Genomic DNA, 16,397 nt, shown 5'->3' with positions numbered 1-16,397 from the left:
TCTTAGGCCGCCTTGACCTTGCGCTTCCGCGCAAGATCGGGCGGCGTCGCCTCCTCGACCAGCGCCGCGACCACGGCGTCGAGGCTCATCACCGTCTGGGCCTGGCTGCCGAGGCGGCGCACGGTCACGGTCTTCTCCTCGGCCTCGCGCTTGCCGACGGCGAGGATGACCGGGACCTTGGCCAGCGAGTGCTCGCGCACCTTGTAGCTGATCTTCTCGTTGCGCAGGTCGGCGCGGGCGCGCAGGCCGGCCGAGAGCAGCGCCATGGTGACCTCCTCGCCATAGGCGTCCGCCTCCGAGGTGATCGGTGCGACCACGATCTGCTCGGGCGCCAGCCAGAGCGGGAAATGCCCGGCATGGTGCTCGATCAGGATGCCGACGAAGCGCTCCAGCGAGCCGCAGATGGCGCGATGGACCATGACCGGCTGCTTCTTCTCGCCGTCCGAGCCGATATAGAAGGCGCCGAAGCGCTCCGGCAGATTGAAGTCGACCTGCGTCGTGCCGCACTGCCAGTCGCGGCCGATGGCGTCGCGCAGGACATATTCGAACTTCGGCCCGTAGAAGGCGCCCTCGCCCGGATTGATCTCGGTCGTGATCCGGTTGCCGGACTGCTTCGCGATCCTCTCCAGCACCTTCGTCATGACGTCTTCGGCATGATCCCAGACCGCGTCGGAGCCGACGCGCTTCTCCGGCCGCGTCGAGAGCTTGATGACGAGATCGTCGGTAAAGCCGAAATCCTCGTAGACCGACAGGATCAGATCATTGATCGCCAGGCACTCGGCGGCGAGCTGCTCCTCGGTGCAGAAGATGTGCGCGTCGTCCTGCGTGAAGCCGCGCACGCGCATCAGCCCATGCAGCGCGCCGGACGGCTCGTAGCGGTGGACATTGCCGAACTCGGCCAGCCGGATCGGCAGGTCGCGATAGCTTTTGAGGCCGTGCTTGAAAATCTGGACATGGCCCGGGCAGTTCATCGGCTTCAGCGCGAAGACCTTCTGGTCGCGCGTCGGATCGTTCGGATTCTCGAAGGCCGAAGCCGACTTCACCGCGAACATGTTGTCCTGGTACCAGCCCCAGTGGCCCGAGGTCTCCCAGAGCGACTTGTCGAGCACCTGCGGGGCGTTGACCTCCTCATAGTCGGCGGCGAGCCGCCGGCGCATATAGGTCAGCACCTCCTGGAAAAGCCGCCAGCCCTTGGAGTGCCAGAAAACGACGCCTGGCCCCTCCTCCTGGAAATGGAACAGGTCCATCTCGCGGCCGATCCGGCGATGGTCGCGCTTCTCGGCCTCCTCGATCTGCTTGAGATGGGCGTCGAGCTCCTCCTGCCGGGCGAAGGCGGTGCCGTAGATGCGCGTCAGCATCGGGTTCTTGCTATCGCCGCGCCAATAGGCGCCGGCCACCTTCATCAGCTTGAAGGCGTTGCCGACCTTGCCGACCGAGGTCATATGCGGGCCGCGGCAGAGGTCGATCCAATCGCCCTGCGCATACATCTTCAGCGTCTGGTCTTCCGGAATCGCATCGACCAGCTCGACCTTGAAGGCCTCGCCCTTGTCGCGGAAGAAGGCCTTGGCCTTGTCGCGGCTCCAGATCTCCTTGGTGAAGGGTTTGTCGCGCGCGATGATCTCGCGCATCTTCTTCTCGATCGGCGCGAAATCCTCCGGCGAGAACGGCTCGTTGCGGAAGAAATCATAGAAGAAGCCGTTCTCGATCACCGGGCCGATCGTCACCTGCGTGCCGGGATAGAGCTCCTGCACAGCTTCGGCGAGGACATGGGCGCAGTCGTGCCGGATCAATTCCAGCGCGCGCGGATCCTCGCGGTTGAGGAACTCGATCTTCGCGTCGGCGGTGATCGGATCGGCGAGGTCGACGACCACGCCGTCGAGCGCCATCGCAACCGTGCGCTTCAGGAGAGATGGCGAAATGCCGCCGGCGAGTTCCCTGCCGGTGATGCCGGACGGGAATTCGCGCTGCGCGCCATCGGGAAATGTCAGGGAGATCGTCATCGATCGGCTCCTGCTCACTCGGGGATACAAGCCCCGTAAGCCAAGGCCGGCTGCATGAATGAGCGGGGCGACGCGGCCTGCAGCCGGTTCGGCACGCGCGCCGGGGAGGCCTATACGAGCGGGAAGGTGCAGGCAATCGGCGAATGGCTCTTCCCTCGGAAGCTGTCGGTTTCGTCATGTTCCGGTCAGGTCGCAGCAAGCCAGGCTCACCCAGCATCGCGGCCTCGCCCAATCGGAGCCGACAGCCATGCCTCGCCACCTCGTTCTGACTCTTGCCCTCGTTGCGCTCATACCCGAGGCGGCCCTGGCGCAGACACCCGGTCGTACGGCGATCCGCAACGCCTGCGCTGCCGATTTCCAGAAGCATTGTCCAGGCATCCAGCCCGGCGGCGGCCGCCTCGCCGCCTGCTTCAAGGAGAAACAGGCGGCCTTCTCCGCCGATTGCGTGGCGACGCTGCAGATCGCCAGGTCTCAGCGTCGCTCGAACTGATCACCTTCGTCCGCCGCTGCCACCGGCGGCGCGTTGACCCCGCGCCAGCGGCCATAGGCCCAGGGCTTGTACCAGGCTCCCTCCGGAGGCAGCTCCTCGCAAACGATGTCGATCCCCGAGGTGCCGAGCGGCGTGCAGCGGCAGATGCGGGCGAAGCCGACCCATCCGCCGGCCCAGAGCCCGTGCCGCTGGATCGCCTCGTCGGTATATTCCGAGCACGACGGCCAGTGCCGGCACTGCCGGCCGATCAGCAGTGAGAAGCTGAGTTGGTAGCCGCGGATCAGCAGATGGGCGCCCTGGCGCGGCAGGCGCAAAAACGCCTGTCGCCATGAAAGGCTTTTTTCAGCATGTTTAGGCAAGTATGACTCAGGCAAACGCTGCCGGCTCCCTCCAGCCAAACTTATATCGCCCCTCTTCGATCCCGCCTTCCCAGATTCTGGTCATGATGCGCGCACGCTTCCTTGCCTCCGCCACCGCCCTCTGCGGGCCGCTGCTCGCGCTCGCCCTGGCTACGCCCGCGGCGGCACAGCAGCGAGCCTATCTGATCTGGCTCGACGCCGCCAAAATCGACGTCGCCAAGGTGATGGGCCTGCCTCCGGCACAGAACTCGCCGGAGCATCGCGCCGAGTTCGAGAAGGTGCTCGCCCTCTCCTCCGCCCGCACACCGGAGCGCGAGAAGCAGGCGATCGCCGACCAGTACCAGACGTTCAATGCCTTCCTGAAAGGCATGGCCCACAACTATATCGACGGCACCCATCGCGAGACACGGCTCTTGATGCGCGAGGCGCAGGTCGAGCTCGCCATCCTGCTGAAGAGCGTCAACCGCCTGACCAGCCGCATCCGGCCGTTCCAGGTGTGGAACAAGGTCAGGGTCAAGCCCTGCCCCGGCGGACGGCCGGAAGGAACCTCCTTCCCCTCGGCCCATGCCGCGACCGCGGCGCTCTATGCCACGCTGCTCTCGGACGCCGTCCCCGAACTCGCCGACAAGTTCGAGGAGCGGGTGAAAAGCTATGACGAAAGCCGTCTCATCTGCGGCTTCCACTACCCCACCGACCTGGAAGCCGGCGACAAGATCGGCCGCGTCGTCGCCAAGGCACTGTTGGCCGAGAAGGCCTTCAAGGTCCGCTATGACGAGACGAAACCGGAAATCCGCCAGGCGTTCGGGCTGAAATAACCTTCAGCCCGCCACAGTCTCGCGCCGCTTCGCCTCGATCTGGCCGATCGCGTCGACCACCGCGTCGAAGGTCAGCATGGTCGAGGCGTGGCGCGCCTTGAAGTCGCGCACCGGCACCAGCACGGACAGGTCCGCCCATTTACCGCTGGGTGGTTCAGCGCCCTCCTTCAGGATCGCGCGGGCCTGCTCGCGGACCTCGCGCAATTCGGCGGCAGTGGAGCCGACGACATGGCGCGCCATGATCGAGGACGAAGCCTGGCCGAGCGCGCAGGCGCGGACATCGTGGCCGAAGCCGGTGACGACATCCTCGTCCATGGTCAGGTCGATCGTGACCGTCGAGCCGCAGAGGCGCGAATGGGCGGTCGCCGTCGCATCGGGCACCGGCAGGCGCTCAAGCAGCGGGATGTTTCCTGCCAATTCCAGGATTCGCTTGTTGTAGACATCGTTCAGCATGTGCGAGCCCATGCGGGGGTGGATCGACCCGCCTTCCACCCCAATATAGAAAGGACCCTCCCAGATGGGGAGGGCCGTCTCGCCGCAGCAGTCGACGAATTGATCCATCCCCGCCTTCCGCACGTAGGAGGGCGAGACAACAGAACGGAAGGCACCACATGGACGCCGTGGTTAAGTCCTTATCCGCGGACCAGGCCCTGCGCCCGGCCGCAGACACCTTTCTCGTCAGAAAGCCGACGCGGGAAGAAGCCGAGGAAGCGGTGCGCACACTGATCCTCTGGGCCGGCGACGATCCTTCGCGCGAAGGCCTGCTCGAGACACCCGGCCGCGTCGCCAAGGCCTATCGCGAACTCTACAAGGGCTACGACGACGATCCCGAGGAGATTCTCGAACGGGTTTTCGAGGAGGTCGACGGCTACAGGGACATGGTCCTCGTCCGCGACATCCCGTTCTATTCGCATTGCGAGCACCACATGGTGCCCTTCGTCGGCAAGGTCCATATCGGCTACTATCCGAACGGGGGCGTGGTCGGCCTGTCGAAACTGGCCCGCGTCGTGGAGGTCTATGCACGCCGCCTGCAGACGCAGGAGACGATGACGGCGCAGATCGCCCAGGCGATCGAGCGGACGCTCAAACCGGGCGGCGTCGCCGTCCTCGTCGAGGCCGAGCACATGTGCATGTCGATGCGCGGCGTGCAGAAGCAGGGCTCATCAACGATGACGACGCAGTACACCGGCCGCTTCCGCGATCCGGCCGAGCAGGTGCGCTTCTTTACCATGGTGAAGTCGCCGGGGCTGTGAGCCCACGACCTGCGCTCCGACGCGTCATGCTCGGGCTTGCTTCGAGCATCTCGGAAACCAGTGTCTTCTGGCCTTGAGATTCCCGGGCCGGCGCTTCACGCCGCCCGAGAATGACGGCTCACGTTACCTGCCGTATATGCGAGACGTCACCGTCAGGATTCCAACATGACTGCCTTCCCCACCCTTTCAGCCAAAGCCGAGATCGAAGAGGGCACGGTCCTTGCTCCCAAGTTCGACCGCGACGGCCTCGTCACCTGCGTTACCACCGACGCTGTGACCGGCGAGGTGCTGATGGTCGCGCATATGAACGCCGAATCGCTGCGCCTCAGCATCGAGACGGGCGAAGCCTGGTACTGGTCGCGCTCGCGTCAGGCGCTCTGGCGCAAGGGCGAGACCTCCGGGCAGTTGCAGAGCATCGTCGAAATGCGGATCGACTGCGATCAGGACGCGATCTGGATCAAGGTCACTGTCGGCGGCGACGGCGGCTGCTGCCACACCGGCCGCCACAGCTGCTTCTATCGGGTTAAGCCGGTCGGCACCGCGGCCGACGGACCACTGACCATCTGAACCGGGACTGCCTGCTTCGTTGGCAATCCTTTCACCAAGCTTTCATGTTTCCTTCAAAAGCGACTGATAGCCGCCTAGGGTCCGGGCGCCGTTCATCTTTCGCTCATCGGCTGGCGCGATCCTGAAGTCCTCCCGCGGAGGGATCGCGCCGATGAGACTGGAGAACATCGCCAGACGGGCCTTTGGATTGGGCGGCGGCGGAGCTGCGATGAACGATCTCGTTTCCCGACCCGCCGCGCGCCTCAGCCGGCCGCGGATCGGCCTTGCCCTCGGCGGCGGCGCTGCGCGCGGCTGGGCGCATATCGGCGTCCTCGATGTTCTCACCGAGGCCGGCTACGCGCCCGAAGTGATCGCCGGCACCTCGATCGGCGCGGTGGTCGGCGGCTGCTACGCCGCCGACAAGCTCGAGCAATTGCGCGAATTTGCACTTGGCCTGACCAAGCGCCGCGTCGTCGGGTTGATGGATTTCCATCTCGGCGGCGCCGGGCTGATCGCCGGCGGGCGGCTGAAGCGCCTGCTGGAACGCGATCTCGCCGGCCTGCAGATCAGCGATCTCAGGCAGACTTACGCCGCCGTCGCAACCGAACTCGGCACCGGCCATGAGATCTGGCTGACCCGCGGCTCGCTGGTCGACGCGCTGCGCGCCTCCTACGCGCTGCCCGGCGTATTCGACCCGGTGAAGCTCGGCGGCCGCTGGCTGATGGATGGCGCGCTGGTCAATCCGGTGCCGGTCACGGTGGCGCGGGCGCTCGGTGCCGACGTCGTGCTCTGCGTCAACCTGAACAGCGACATGACCGGCCGCGGCACGGTGATCCAGTCCTACGGCGCCGATCCGGACCCGGAGCCCGTGGTCGAGCAGCGCCCGGCGACCGGCTGGTTCGGCGGCGTGCGCGAGCGCATGCGCGGCATCGTCGGCAAGGCCAATCACGAGCAGCAGCCGGGCCTCGCCGGCGTGATGATCGACGCCTTCAACATCACCCAGGACCGAATCTCGCGCTCGCGTCTCGCAGGCGATCCACCGGATGTGATGATCGGCCCCAAGCTCGGCCGCGTCGGCCTGTTCGACTTCCACCGCGCCGACGAAGCGATCGCGCTCGGCCGGCAGGCGGCGGAACGCGCGCTGGACGAGATCGCCGCGATCGTCGCGGCCAATCACCTGCCGCTGAACTAGACGCGAAGGGCCGATTTAACGCCCTTGTCCGTCACGGTCGGGCTTGTCCCGACCATCCACGTCCTCCCCTCAGTGATCCAAGGCGGAATTCAAGGCGTGGATGCTCGCCACAAGGGCGAGCATGACGGGGGTGAAGCCTCACGCCATCGCGATGTAGTCGCGCATCGCCCGGCTCTCGGCCTCGATCTCGGCGACCCGATGCTTGACCACGTCGCCGATCGAGACGATGCCGGCGACCCGACCATTATCGACCACCGGCACATGCCGGAAGCGGCCTGACGTCATGATCTCCATCAGATCGTCGACGCTGGTATCAGGCCGGCAGGTCACGACCTTGGCGGTCATGGCGCGCGACACCGGCGTCTCCAGCGCCGCGGCGCCATCGGTGCCCAAGGCCTTGATGATGTCGCGCTCGGACAGGATCCCGAGCAGGCTGCCATCGGCGCCGGTCACGACCACCGCGCCGATCCGCTTCTCCGCCAGGGTCCGCGCTGCCTCGCCGAGCGTCCGGTGGGGCTGCACCGAGATCACCTCTGCGCCCTTGTTGCCGAGAATATGAACGACGTTCATCGACTCCTCCTCCAGCGATAGTGGCACCGTTGACCGGCGCTCATTTGATGGGTTCGACGGAAGCAGCGCCGGAACGCGGATCGTTGCGTCCGCGATACGACGCCAGCCTAGACTCGTTCGACTGTGAGCGAAGTCTGAGGCGACGGCAAGGCGTTCCCGGCAGGAAAACTGCCCGCTCCGGTTGCAATCAGCGCCGCACCGGCCCGCGATCGAGCAGCGGGAACAGCAGAAGCCCGGCGAGGAAGCCGCCGATATGCGCCTCCCAGGCGATGCTTGTCTCCTCGCCGAGAATCGGCACCAGCCCGGCACCGAACAGGATGTTGGTGACGAACCAGATCACCACGAACAGCATGGCCCGCGAATTGCGCCAGAGGCCGCCGAGCGGCTCGGCCGGAATCGCACGCACCACCTCGTCGTGGCCAAGCCCGCCGAAATGCACGCCCGGGGAGAACACGAAGCGAATCGCCGCCGCCGTCGCGCCCGAGACACCGGCCGAAGCGCCGACCAGCGGCAGGACGTCGAGTTCGCGCGACCACCAGTGCAGCAGGGCGCCGGCGATCGTGGACACGGCCATCAGCAACAGGAAACGCCCGGCCCCGAGCCGGCGTGCGACCGGACTGCCGAAGGCGGCCAGCCAGACGACGTTCGAGACCAGGTGCAGCCATGAACCGTGCAGCAGCCCATAGCTGAGCAGCGTCCAGAGCTGGCCGCCGCCATCGGCCAGCAGCAGGCGGACCAATTGCAGGCGCTGGACGAAATCGGGCGTACCGGAGGTGCCGAGCGAGCGGGCGATCTCCTCCAGGCGCTCCGGCGCGAACCAGAGCGTCAGGCGCGCCGGCACGAAGGAGAGCCAGGAGACGAGCAGGAAATCGTCGCGCTCGCTGAGCAGTTCGCGCGCCCCCTGGATCAGCGCCAGGGCCGCGATCAGCCAGACGACGACGCCGGGCAGGTTGAAGACCGGCTCGCGCACTGGCGGGCCATATGGATCGTCTGGGTTCGCCGACATCGCGCCCTCACTGGAGCATGGGCCCTCGGCAGGCAACAGAAAAGGGGAGAGCGAGCGCTCTCCCCTCTCCTCCCCGGCCGGTCACGCCCCCGCGCCCCCGCCTTTTCCAGTGAGCCCGGACGCATCGTGCGGGCTCGAATTCGACAGGGGATTTATGCGGCATTTTAGGGATCTTCCACAAGCTTAACCGTTGCTTAACCTTAACGACCCCTGCCGCCTCCCCCTGTCCGGGTCGCGTGGCAAGACGGCATGCGGGCTGCGTCCTGCCGATTCGCAAGGGCCCGACAGTCCCCAGCTCGAACGAAAGCGATCCGATTTGACACGCATTCGCACGATCAGGGACAGCGCAGACCGGACTGGACACGACATGAAGAATCCGAGCACCCGCCTGGTTTTCGACTACTGGGACATGCTGCGCGGCGAACGGAGCGCCCCCGAACGGGGCGAGATCGAGCCGGGCGCGCTGCGCCATGCGCTGGCAGACACCTTCGTGCTGGAGAACGAGCCGATCGGGCCGGTCTTCCGCCTGGCCGGAACGCGGCTCTGCGCCCTGTTCGGGCGCGAGCTGCGCGGGCGAGCCTTCACGGCGCTCTGGCCCGATGTCGAGGCACAAGGCGACATGCGCCGCCTGGTCCAGACCGTGATGGACGAGACTGCCGGCGCCGTCGCCGGGCTTTCGGCCCAGACGCAGAACGGCGCGAGCGTCCATCTCGAGCTGCTGCTGCTGCCCCTGCGCTATCGCGGGCGGACCCATGCCCGCATCCTCGGCGCGTTCTCACCGGCGTTGTCGCCGGAATGGCTCGGCCTCGACACACTCGAATCGATGCGGATGATCTCCCTCAGGATGATCTGGCCCGATGCGCGCACGCAGCGCCCGACCGAAGCCGCGGCCCAGGACAAGCGGCCGAAGCTGATGCTCCTGCCCGGGGGACGTGTGTGAGAACGCTCTAACGTGCTCTTAACCCGCGAGCCGGTAGCATCGCTCTGGTAGAAACAGAGTTTGCAATGCTCACGGCGCCCCAAAATCCAAAGACGGGCTCGGTCCCGGTCGAGCGCCGGCGCCATCAGCGCATGAAAGTCGTCCTGCTTGGACGCTACATGCTGCCCAACCGCATGGAATATCCCTGCCAGACCACCGACATCTCGCCGGGCGGCCTGCACATGGTCGCGCCGGCCAAGCCGATGATCGGTGACCGCGTCATCGTCTATCTGGAGCATCTCGGGCGAATCGAGGGCACGGCAGTACGCACCACCCCCGCCGGCTTCGCGATGACCATCACCGCGACAAGCCGCAAGCGCGAGAAGTTCACCGCACAGCTGACCTGGCTCGCCAATCGCGACGAACTCGGCCTGCCCGAGGATCGGCGCCACGAGCGCATCATCCCGCGCAACCCGCGCTGCATCATCACCCAGGAAGACGGTAGCGAGCATGCGGTCCGGCTGATCGACATTTCGCTCTCGGGCGCGGCCTTCGCCAGCGACCACCAGTTCGAGATGGGCACGGCGATCCGGCTCGGCAGCACCGCGGGGATGATCGTGCGCCGCTTCGACGGCGGCTACGCCGCCCAGTTCCGCATGCCCCTCTCGGCCGACGTGCTCGACGAGAATCTCGAGCTCTGAGCGCGGACCAGCGCTTCTTTCCTTTCAGCCGAACCTTGAAGACAATCCAGGCAGCGCCTCTCGCGTTCACGCAGGCCGCGCAGCGGCTCGCCATGGCTCGCTGCTCCACAGATCCGCGATAGAGGAAGTATCCGCGAATCGCCTCCTCGCATATGCGAGAACGGTGCGGATGAAGGCCCGCCTCGCTGCAGAAGGCGCGGCGCCAGCCGCCTCTCCCTGGCGCAGATGGAATCTCTCGCACCTGCCCGCGCTCAAGCCGGGAAAGAGGCCGGCCTGGCCTCTCTTCGCGGCCGGGCGCGGCAATCCTTGATCATGTGTTACCGGGCTTGCCTGCAGGGTTAACAGACTGGATGGTTAAGAAACCCCATAGTTAATATTCTCCGACATATGCGCTGAGAATTCTTACTTCCGGTTTTATACCTGATTTTCTGTAAGTACTTTGATCTTCAATAGGCTCGATTTCAGTAAAATTGTGCGCTTTCATTTCAAGCGATCTCTACAGCCCAAGAGCATTGTCGGCCCCGGGACAGGAAAGGGGACGTCATGTTTTCGGGTTCTCGGGGATTTCGCGGCCTGGCCGCTGCTACCATCATCACCCTCGCCGGCATGACCGGCGCTGAGGCGCAGCAGAATGGCGGCCTGCCGGTCGCCAGCGCGCCAATCGTCGCCGGCGGCGACGCACGGGCGCCATATGCCTGGGTCGACTTCTGCAAGCGCATGCCGAGCGAATGCGCAGTCGATACCCGCGAAGCCGAGCAGATCGAGCTGACGGCCAAGACCTGGAAGCTGATCGTCGCCGCCAACGTCAAGGCCAACCGCGATATCGAGGCCATCACCGATCAGGACCATTGGGGCGTGGTCGACCGCTGGGACATCCCAACCGACGGCAAGGGCGATTGCGAGGATTACGTCCTCCTGAAGCGCCAGCGCCTCGCCGAGGCCGGCCTGCCGCGCCGTGCCATGCGCGTCACCGTCGTGATCGACGAGGAGAATGCCGGCCATGCCGTGCTGATGATCCGCACCGATCGCGGCGACTTCATCCTCGACAACAAGCGCAACGCGATCCTGCCGTGGAGCCAGACCGGCTACACCTACGTCAAGCGCGAATCCCAGGCCCGTACCGGCTGGGCCTCGCTCGGCGGCCTCTCGACCTCGACGGTTGCGTCGCTGCGCTGAACCAGACGACGCGTCGGGCGGGGACGAAACCCGGCGCGAATACCAGACCGGCGAAGTCGAGACGGGCTTCGCCACCAGACGACGAGTCCGGTCACGTCCCCACCCACCCGTCCCCGACCGGGCATCGTCCAGGGCCGGCTCCTTCCCCGGGAGCCGGCCCGCTTCTTTTTCGAGGGTAGCGGAACCGCGGCGGAGAACGGACGGTCAATCGATCCGCTTCATGCCCTTGGCGAACTGCTTCCAGCGCTCGGAATAGCCGGCGGCGGAGGCGCGCAGCCCCGCAGCTGCGGCCTCGTCGAGGGTGCGGACCGCACGCGCCGGCGAGCCGACGATCAGCGAGTTGTCCGGGAATTCCTTGCCCTCGGTCACCAGCGCGTTGGCGCCGACCAGACAGTTGCGGCCGATCTTCACATGGTTGAGCACGGTGGCACCCATGCCGATCAGGCTGTTCTCGCCGATGATGCAGCCGTGCAGGATGGCGCGGTGGCCGATGGTGCAGCCGGCGCCGATCCTGAGCGGCGCGCCCATGTCGGTATGGAGCACGCAGCCTTCCTGGATATTGGAGGCTTCGCCGATCTCGATCCACTCATTGTCGCCGCGCAGCACGGCGCCGAACCAGATCCCGACATCGCGGGCGAGCCGGACACGGCCGATGACATGGGCGTCTGGCGCGAGCCACCACTGCCCTTCCGGCGGCGTCTCGGGCGCGGTTCCGTCGAGCGAATAGAGCGGCATGGCGTATCCTCCAGGGCTTTTCAGCCCGAGGATTGCAGGGCGAGCACCCTGGCCGTCAAGCAGCGCCGATCATCATCAGCAGGTCGAGCACGACCCGGCCGCTGATCAGGCTCCAGAGCGAGGCGATCATGCTCGCCGCCATCACGAAGAAGAAGGGCCGGCCCTCGATCTTCCGTCCGCGCACGGTGTTGCGCAGGATCAGGAAGGGCGCGCTGAAGACGACGACCGGCACGCTCGCCACGGCACGGACACCGCCGCCGTGCAGCAGTTCGAAGCCGGCGCGCTTGTGCGTGAACAATTCGAAGGCACTGGCCAGCAGGCCGGCGAAGGCGAAGCCAAGAACCAGTGATTTCAAGGCTTCGACGGCAGAGGGTTCAAGCGTCACGGACGTGGCTTCCAGCGGATGCCGGCGAACCATGACGCAAGGACGATCGCTGCGAAAGCGAAGCTTTAACCTTTGGTTAACCACGCCGACTCCGACATGGTTTACGGGGTGTTAAGGCCGCTCTGTTTCAGTTTCCGGACAGGGCCGCGCGTCGGCCCCGGAGACGAATCCGATGAGCCTCTACGCGCCCGACCAGACCCAGCCGCTCGCCAACGCCACCGATGTCGCAGCGCTGATCCGCAATCATCTCAGGCGCCGCCCCGCGCCGGCCCAACCGCGCGGCGACCGGGCTCTGCTGCGGCTTGCTGGCGCGATCGTCGTGCTAGGCCTGGCCGGCACCGGGCTTGCCCTGTTCGCCACCCGCCCCGATCCCGACGCCGGCACCGAGTTGCAGGCGTCGCGGGTCGGCGAGGTCGTGCTGGCGATCCCGGAGAACCTGACCGGCGCCGATGGCGAGGATGGACGCCTCGTCGGCATGGCGCGCCTGCGACTGGACTGGCCGAGCCTCGGGCCGGTGACGCCCGACACCAGGCACCGCCTGCTGGTGACATTGAGCCCGCCGGACAAGGTCAACGAGCCGGCGACGCAGCTCTCGACCTATGCCCGCTTCCTGACGCCGACGGTCTGGTCCAATCCGGGCGGGCTGGTGGTGCGCGGCTTCCGCAAGGGCTCGCCCTACGAGGGCGACGAGCTCTATGTCTCGGTGCCGGATGCGCGCGGCTTTGCGGCGCGTTGCCCGGTCGAGACCGCCCAGAGCGGCCTCGACGAGCCGTGCCGCGTGACCTTCCGCCATCGCGGCGTCGATGTGAACATCCGCTTCCCGCGCGCGATCGTGGCCGACTGGCAGATCATGCTCGGCGGCGTGCGCCGCACGATCGACGGGCTGATGCGCTGAGCGCCTGAACCCTCAATCCTCGAGATCGACGTCGAGGATCGCCATGGTGAAGTTGAACGAGCGGTCGCCGTCCTCGTCGTCGACATGGATGATGCCGATGAACTCGTCGGCCAGGTAGACCTCGGCCGAATCGGTCTTCTTCAGCCGCGCGCGCACGCTGATGTTGTGGTTGGCGAAGGTGCGACGGAGATAGGCTTCGAGCTTGGCGAGTTCGGTCTTGTCCACGATGACGATCCTTATGTGTGGCGCGGACGGATGCCACGCGTGAGCGCTAAGGGCAAGGACGAAGGCGTTTCCGCCAACAACGCATGGCTCCTGCGCTTCGCGGCGCTGACGCGACATCATCGCCTGTGCCAAGCTTCGCTTCCCCCGCCTGAGGATGGATTCCCCGATGAAGCCCTGGTTGCCCGCCGCGCTCGACTATGTCGCAAGCTGGCTTGAATTCCAGCGCCGCTTCCATGACCAGCCCGGTTGCGCCGTCGCGATCGCGAATGGCGGCGAGATCGTGCTGGAGGCCGCCTTCGGCAGCGCCGACCTCTCGACCGGCGAAGTGCTGACGCCGCGCCATGGCTTCCGCATCGCCTCGCATTCGAAGAGTTTCACCGCCGCGGGCATCCTGCGCCTCGTCGAACAGGGGCGCCTGCGCCTCGACGACAAGGCCGGTGCCTATGTCGAGAACCTGCACCCCAACGTCGCGGCGGTGACGCTGACCCAGCTTCTCTCCAACAGCGCCGGCCTGCTGCGGGACGGCGTCGACTCTGGCCAGTTCTTCGATCGCAAGCCCTATCTGCGCAAGGACGAGCTGCTCGCCGATCTCGCCCGGCCGCCGGTCTTTCCGGCCTCGCAGCGCCTGAAATATTCCAATCACGGCTTTGGCCTGCTCGGCCTCGTCATCGAGGCGGTGACGGGAGAGGCTTACGCCGACTGGATCGCGCGCGAGATCGTCGCGCCGGCCGGGCTGACGGAGACCAGGCCCGATATCACCCTCTGGGCCGGGCCGATGGCGAAAGGCCATAGCAGCACGCAGCCGCTCGGCCGGCGCGTGGTGATCCCGGCCGACAATCCGGGCAACGCCATGGTGTCGGCCGCCGGCTTCGTCGCGACCGCGGCCGACATCGCCCGCTATATCGCCCAGCTGTCGCCGAATGCCGAACGCAGCGTGCTGTCAGGGCTCAGCCGCCGCGAGATGACGCGCCGGCTCTGGCCCGATGCCGAAAGCAGCCTCGGCCGCCATTACGGACTCGGCACGATTTCCGGTGGCGGCGATGGCTGGGACTGGGTCGGCCATTCCGGTGGTTTCCAGGGCTTCATCACCCGCACCGCCACCCTGCCGGAACAGGGTCTCACCATATCCGTCCTGACCAACGCCATCGACGGCCTCGCCCATCCCTGGCTCGACGGCGTGATCCAGATCTTCAGGACCTTCGCCGAGCACGGCGCGCCGACGCCGGCGACCGAACGCTGGCGCAAGCGCCTCTGGACGATCTGGGGCGCCGGCGACCTCGTCCCGGTCGACGGCAAGGTGCTGATGGCCAATCCTGCGCTGTTCAATCCCTTTTTCGACGCCGGCGAGATCGTGCCGGAGAGCGAGGACCAGGGCCGGATCGTCAAGGCCTCGGCCTTCGCCAGCCCGGGCGAGCCGGCTCGCCTTGTCCGCAATGCTGCAGGCGAGATCGAGGAAGCCTGGCTCGGCGCCGCGCAGGTGATCGGCGAAGAGGCGCTGAAGGCCGAGATGCTGGAACGGTATGGGAGTTGAAGCACCTGCTTCCCTTCTCCGCTTCCGGCAGAACGTGGCCAGATGGGCCGGATGAGGGGTCGCTCAAAGCTTTCCGTCATGCTCGCCCTTGTGGCGAGCATCCACGTCTTGACCACCGCCTTGCAGACGAGAAGACGTGGATGGTCGGGATAAACCCGACCATGACGATGAAGCGCGAGCCCCCTCTCCCTTAAGCCTCTCACGTGGGGGAGACGGAATCTGCCGCGCCCTTCAGCCGGCTATGAGCCTCACCTCACATAGTGCAGCTTTTCAAACCGCCGGCGGAAGGCGGTGACGTCGCGGGCGATCGCATCGTCCGGGCGCGCACCCGACAGCCCATCGGCGATGTAGCCGGCAAGCTCCGGCATGTGCTCGGGCTTCATGCCGAAGCGGACGATCTCGGGCGTGCCGAGCCTGAGGCCGTTGACGTCGCCTTCGACCTCCGCGATCGGCAGGCCGATGCCGCAGCTCAGGATGTTGACGGCGCGCAGCCGCTTCGCCGCGGCCTGCCCGCCGCCATAGGACGCGGCCTCGATCGCGAACTGGTGCGAGGTGGTCATGCCGCGATCGCGGGCGAACACCGGCACCTGCCGCTCGACAAGAGCCTCTGCCAGCGCTTTCGCCGTCGCCGCCATCATCGCGGCGTAGTCGCGGCCGAACTCCTGCCAGTCCATCATGGTGATCGCCAGCGCCGCCGATTTCGCCGCGTCGAAATTGGCGGTCAGGCCTGGATAGGCGATGGCGTCGAGCCTCTCGGCGAGGCCGGCATCGTTGGTGACGATCAGGCCGGAGGGCGGGCCGCCCAGGCTCTTATAGGTACTCATCGTCATCACATGAGCGCCCTCTTCCAGCGGCTGCTGCCAGCCATGGCCCGCGATCATGCCGGAGAGATGGGCCGCGTCGAACAGCACGATCGCGCCGACCTCGTCGGCGATGGCGCGGATCTCGCGGATCGGGTGCGGGAACAGGTTGAGGCTGCCGCCGATGCTGATCACCTTGGGACGCAACCGCAGCGCATCCGCGCGCAGCTTCTCGACATCGACCGTATAGCCGGTGGCATCGACGGGAGCTGCATGCGTGACGACGCCATAGAGGCCGGCGGCTCCGGCACCGTGATGGGTGACATGGCCGCCAATCGCGGGCGGCGGCGCGATCACGACATCGCCGGGCTTGGCGGCCGCCATGAAGACGTAGAGATTGGCGATCGCACCGGAAGGTACGCGGATCTCGGCGTAGTTCGCCCCGAAGACCTGTGCCGCCAACTCGGCCGCCATCACCTCGATCTGCTCGATCGCCTCGAGGCCCATCTCGTATTTGTCGCCGGGATAGCCGAGCGAGGGCCGCGTGCCGAGCCCCTGCCCCAGCACCGCCTCGGCCCGCGGGTTCATCACATTGGTCGCCGGGTTGAGATTGACGCAGTCACGCTCGTGGATGGTGCGGTTCTCGGCGACGAGGTTGGCGAGCCGCATCTCGCGAGCTCCGCGGTCCTCACCGGCAACCTCTCCGGCGATCCGCAGCACATAGTCCTCGCTCGCCACCGGCACCCAATCGCGCCGCACCAGTTTCACCGTCATCGCCGTCCCCGCAGAGTGTTGTTTC

At 66.5% G+C, this 16,397-nt stretch carries 19 protein-coding genes; 10 read left to right on the top strand and 9 right to left on the bottom strand.

Annotated features, from left to right (window positions below; all coding sequences use genetic code 11):
- Nucleotides 1-2: 2 nt before the first annotated feature.
- On the bottom strand, nt 3-2,000 hold the full coding sequence (gene thrS, locus CXY91_RS00625; RefSeq protein ID WP_100958891.1) for a threonine--tRNA ligase: 1,998 nt from the start codon (nt 1,998-2,000) through the stop codon (nt 3-5).
- A 247-nt stretch (nt 2,001-2,247) separates the two neighbouring features.
- On the opposite strand from thrS, the gene CXY91_RS00620 reads away from it, so the two are divergent.
- Nucleotides 2,248-2,490 (top strand): cysteine rich repeat-containing protein, encoded by a 243-nt coding sequence (locus CXY91_RS00620; protein WP_100958890.1) that lies wholly within the window; start codon nt 2,248-2,250, stop codon nt 2,488-2,490.
- Here the strand turns inward: CXY91_RS00620 and yidD are convergent.
- Nucleotides 2,472-2,804, bottom strand: a complete 333-nt coding sequence (yidD, locus tag CXY91_RS00615) for a membrane protein insertion efficiency factor YidD (RefSeq protein ID WP_100958889.1) — start codon at nt 2,802-2,804, stop codon at nt 2,472-2,474. The genes CXY91_RS00620 and yidD overlap by 19 nt on opposite strands.
- 128 nt (nt 2,805-2,932) lie before the next feature.
- Between yidD and CXY91_RS00610 the strand changes: the two genes are divergently transcribed.
- Complete coding sequence (locus CXY91_RS00610; protein ID WP_158673208.1) at nt 2,933-3,664, top strand: phosphatase PAP2 family protein; 732 nt, start codon at nt 2,933-2,935, stop codon at nt 3,662-3,664.
- 3 nt (nt 3,665-3,667) lie between these two features.
- Here the strand turns inward: CXY91_RS00610 and CXY91_RS00605 are convergent, their stop codons facing one another.
- A complete protein-coding gene (locus tag CXY91_RS00605; protein ID WP_100959053.1) occupies nt 3,668-4,117 on the bottom strand; it encodes an iron-sulfur cluster assembly scaffold protein in 450 nt (149 codons plus the stop codon).
- 158 nt (nt 4,118-4,275) lie between these two features.
- Between CXY91_RS00605 and folE the strand changes: the two genes are divergently transcribed.
- From folE to CXY91_RS00590, 3 genes are all read left to right on the top strand, one after another.
- Nucleotides 4,276-4,917, top strand: coding sequence for a GTP cyclohydrolase I FolE (gene folE / locus CXY91_RS00600; protein WP_100958887.1), 642 nt, complete (start codon nt 4,276-4,278; stop codon nt 4,915-4,917).
- A gap of 165 nt (nt 4,918-5,082) precedes the next feature.
- Nucleotides 5,083-5,484, top strand: coding sequence for a phosphoribosyl-AMP cyclohydrolase (hisI, locus tag CXY91_RS00595; RefSeq protein ID WP_100958886.1), 402 nt, complete (start codon nt 5,083-5,085; stop codon nt 5,482-5,484).
- Nucleotides 5,485-5,635: 151 nt separating this feature from the next.
- On the top strand, nt 5,636-6,655 hold the full coding sequence (locus tag CXY91_RS00590) for a patatin-like phospholipase family protein (protein WP_091829962.1): 1,020 nt from the start codon (nt 5,636-5,638) through the stop codon (nt 6,653-6,655).
- A gap of 138 nt (nt 6,656-6,793) precedes the next feature.
- Here the strand turns inward: CXY91_RS00590 and CXY91_RS00585 are convergent, their stop codons facing one another.
- Together CXY91_RS00585 and CXY91_RS00580 are read right to left on the bottom strand one after the other, a co-directional pair.
- A complete protein-coding gene (locus CXY91_RS00585) occupies nt 6,794-7,225 on the bottom strand; it encodes a CBS domain-containing protein (RefSeq protein ID WP_091829964.1) in 432 nt (143 codons plus the stop codon).
- Nucleotides 7,226-7,412: 187 nt separating this feature from the next.
- Nucleotides 7,413-8,231 carry a rhomboid family intramembrane serine protease gene (locus CXY91_RS00580; RefSeq protein WP_100958885.1) on the bottom strand — a complete coding sequence of 273 codons (819 nt, stop codon included), beginning with the start codon at nt 8,229-8,231 and terminating at the stop codon, nt 7,413-7,415.
- Between the two features lie 367 nt (nt 8,232-8,598).
- Between CXY91_RS00580 and CXY91_RS00575 the strand changes: the two genes are divergently transcribed.
- The 3 genes from CXY91_RS00575 (at nt 8,599) to CXY91_RS00565 (ending at nt 11,027) form a co-directional block, all read left to right on the top strand.
- The gene (locus CXY91_RS00575) at nt 8,599-9,171 is read left to right on the top strand and encodes a PAS domain-containing protein (RefSeq protein WP_100958884.1); all 573 of its coding nucleotides are present in this window, start codon (nt 8,599-8,601) and stop codon (nt 9,169-9,171) included.
- A gap of 65 nt (nt 9,172-9,236) precedes the next feature.
- Nucleotides 9,237-9,851: a PilZ domain-containing protein gene (locus tag CXY91_RS00570; protein WP_091829969.1), complete on the top strand. Its 615-nt coding sequence runs from the start codon at nt 9,237-9,239 to the stop codon at nt 9,849-9,851.
- A gap of 543 nt (nt 9,852-10,394) precedes the next feature.
- Nucleotides 10,395-11,027, top strand: coding sequence for a transglutaminase-like cysteine peptidase (locus tag CXY91_RS00565; RefSeq protein ID WP_100958883.1), 633 nt, complete (start codon nt 10,395-10,397; stop codon nt 11,025-11,027).
- 204 nt (nt 11,028-11,231) lie between these two features.
- Here CXY91_RS00565 and CXY91_RS00560 read toward each other — a convergent pair whose 3' ends face one another.
- Both CXY91_RS00560 and CXY91_RS00555 read right to left on the bottom strand, forming a co-directional pair.
- Nucleotides 11,232-11,762 carry a gamma carbonic anhydrase family protein gene (locus tag CXY91_RS00560; protein WP_100958882.1) on the bottom strand — a complete coding sequence of 177 codons (531 nt, stop codon included), beginning with the start codon at nt 11,760-11,762 and terminating at the stop codon, nt 11,232-11,234.
- Nucleotides 11,763-11,817: 55 nt separating this feature from the next.
- Nucleotides 11,818-12,147 (bottom strand): DUF6949 family protein, encoded by a 330-nt coding sequence (locus CXY91_RS00555; protein WP_100959052.1) that lies wholly within the window; start codon nt 12,145-12,147, stop codon nt 11,818-11,820.
- A 172-nt stretch (nt 12,148-12,319) separates the two neighbouring features.
- On the opposite strand from CXY91_RS00555, the gene CXY91_RS00550 reads away from it, so the two are divergent.
- The gene (locus CXY91_RS00550; protein WP_100958881.1) at nt 12,320-13,042 is read left to right on the top strand and encodes a hypothetical protein; all 723 of its coding nucleotides are present in this window, start codon (nt 12,320-12,322) and stop codon (nt 13,040-13,042) included.
- 12 nt (nt 13,043-13,054) lie between these two features.
- Here CXY91_RS00550 and CXY91_RS00545 read toward each other — a convergent pair whose 3' ends face one another.
- On the bottom strand, nt 13,055-13,267 hold the full coding sequence (locus CXY91_RS00545; protein WP_057192263.1) for a DUF3126 family protein: 213 nt from the start codon (nt 13,265-13,267) through the stop codon (nt 13,055-13,057).
- Between the two features lie 166 nt (nt 13,268-13,433).
- Between CXY91_RS00545 and CXY91_RS00540 the strand changes: the two genes are divergently transcribed.
- The gene (locus CXY91_RS00540; RefSeq protein WP_100958880.1) at nt 13,434-14,798 is read left to right on the top strand and encodes a serine hydrolase domain-containing protein; all 1,365 of its coding nucleotides are present in this window, start codon (nt 13,434-13,436) and stop codon (nt 14,796-14,798) included.
- A gap of 248 nt (nt 14,799-15,046) precedes the next feature.
- Here the strand turns inward: CXY91_RS00540 and CXY91_RS00535 are convergent, their stop codons facing one another.
- Nucleotides 15,047-16,372, bottom strand: coding sequence for a serine hydroxymethyltransferase (locus CXY91_RS00535; protein WP_100958879.1), 1,326 nt, complete (start codon nt 16,370-16,372; stop codon nt 15,047-15,049).
- Between the last annotated feature and the right edge of the window lie 25 nt (nt 16,373-16,397).

The sequence above is a fragment of the Allobosea sp. FBZP-16 genome, from assembly GCF_002831785.1.
Classification (GTDB): Bacteria; Pseudomonadota; Alphaproteobacteria; order Rhizobiales; family Beijerinckiaceae; genus Allobosea; species Allobosea lupini.
The sequence above is the reverse complement of the archived record's forward strand: the minus strand, read 5'-3'. Positions and strand labels throughout refer to the sequence as shown.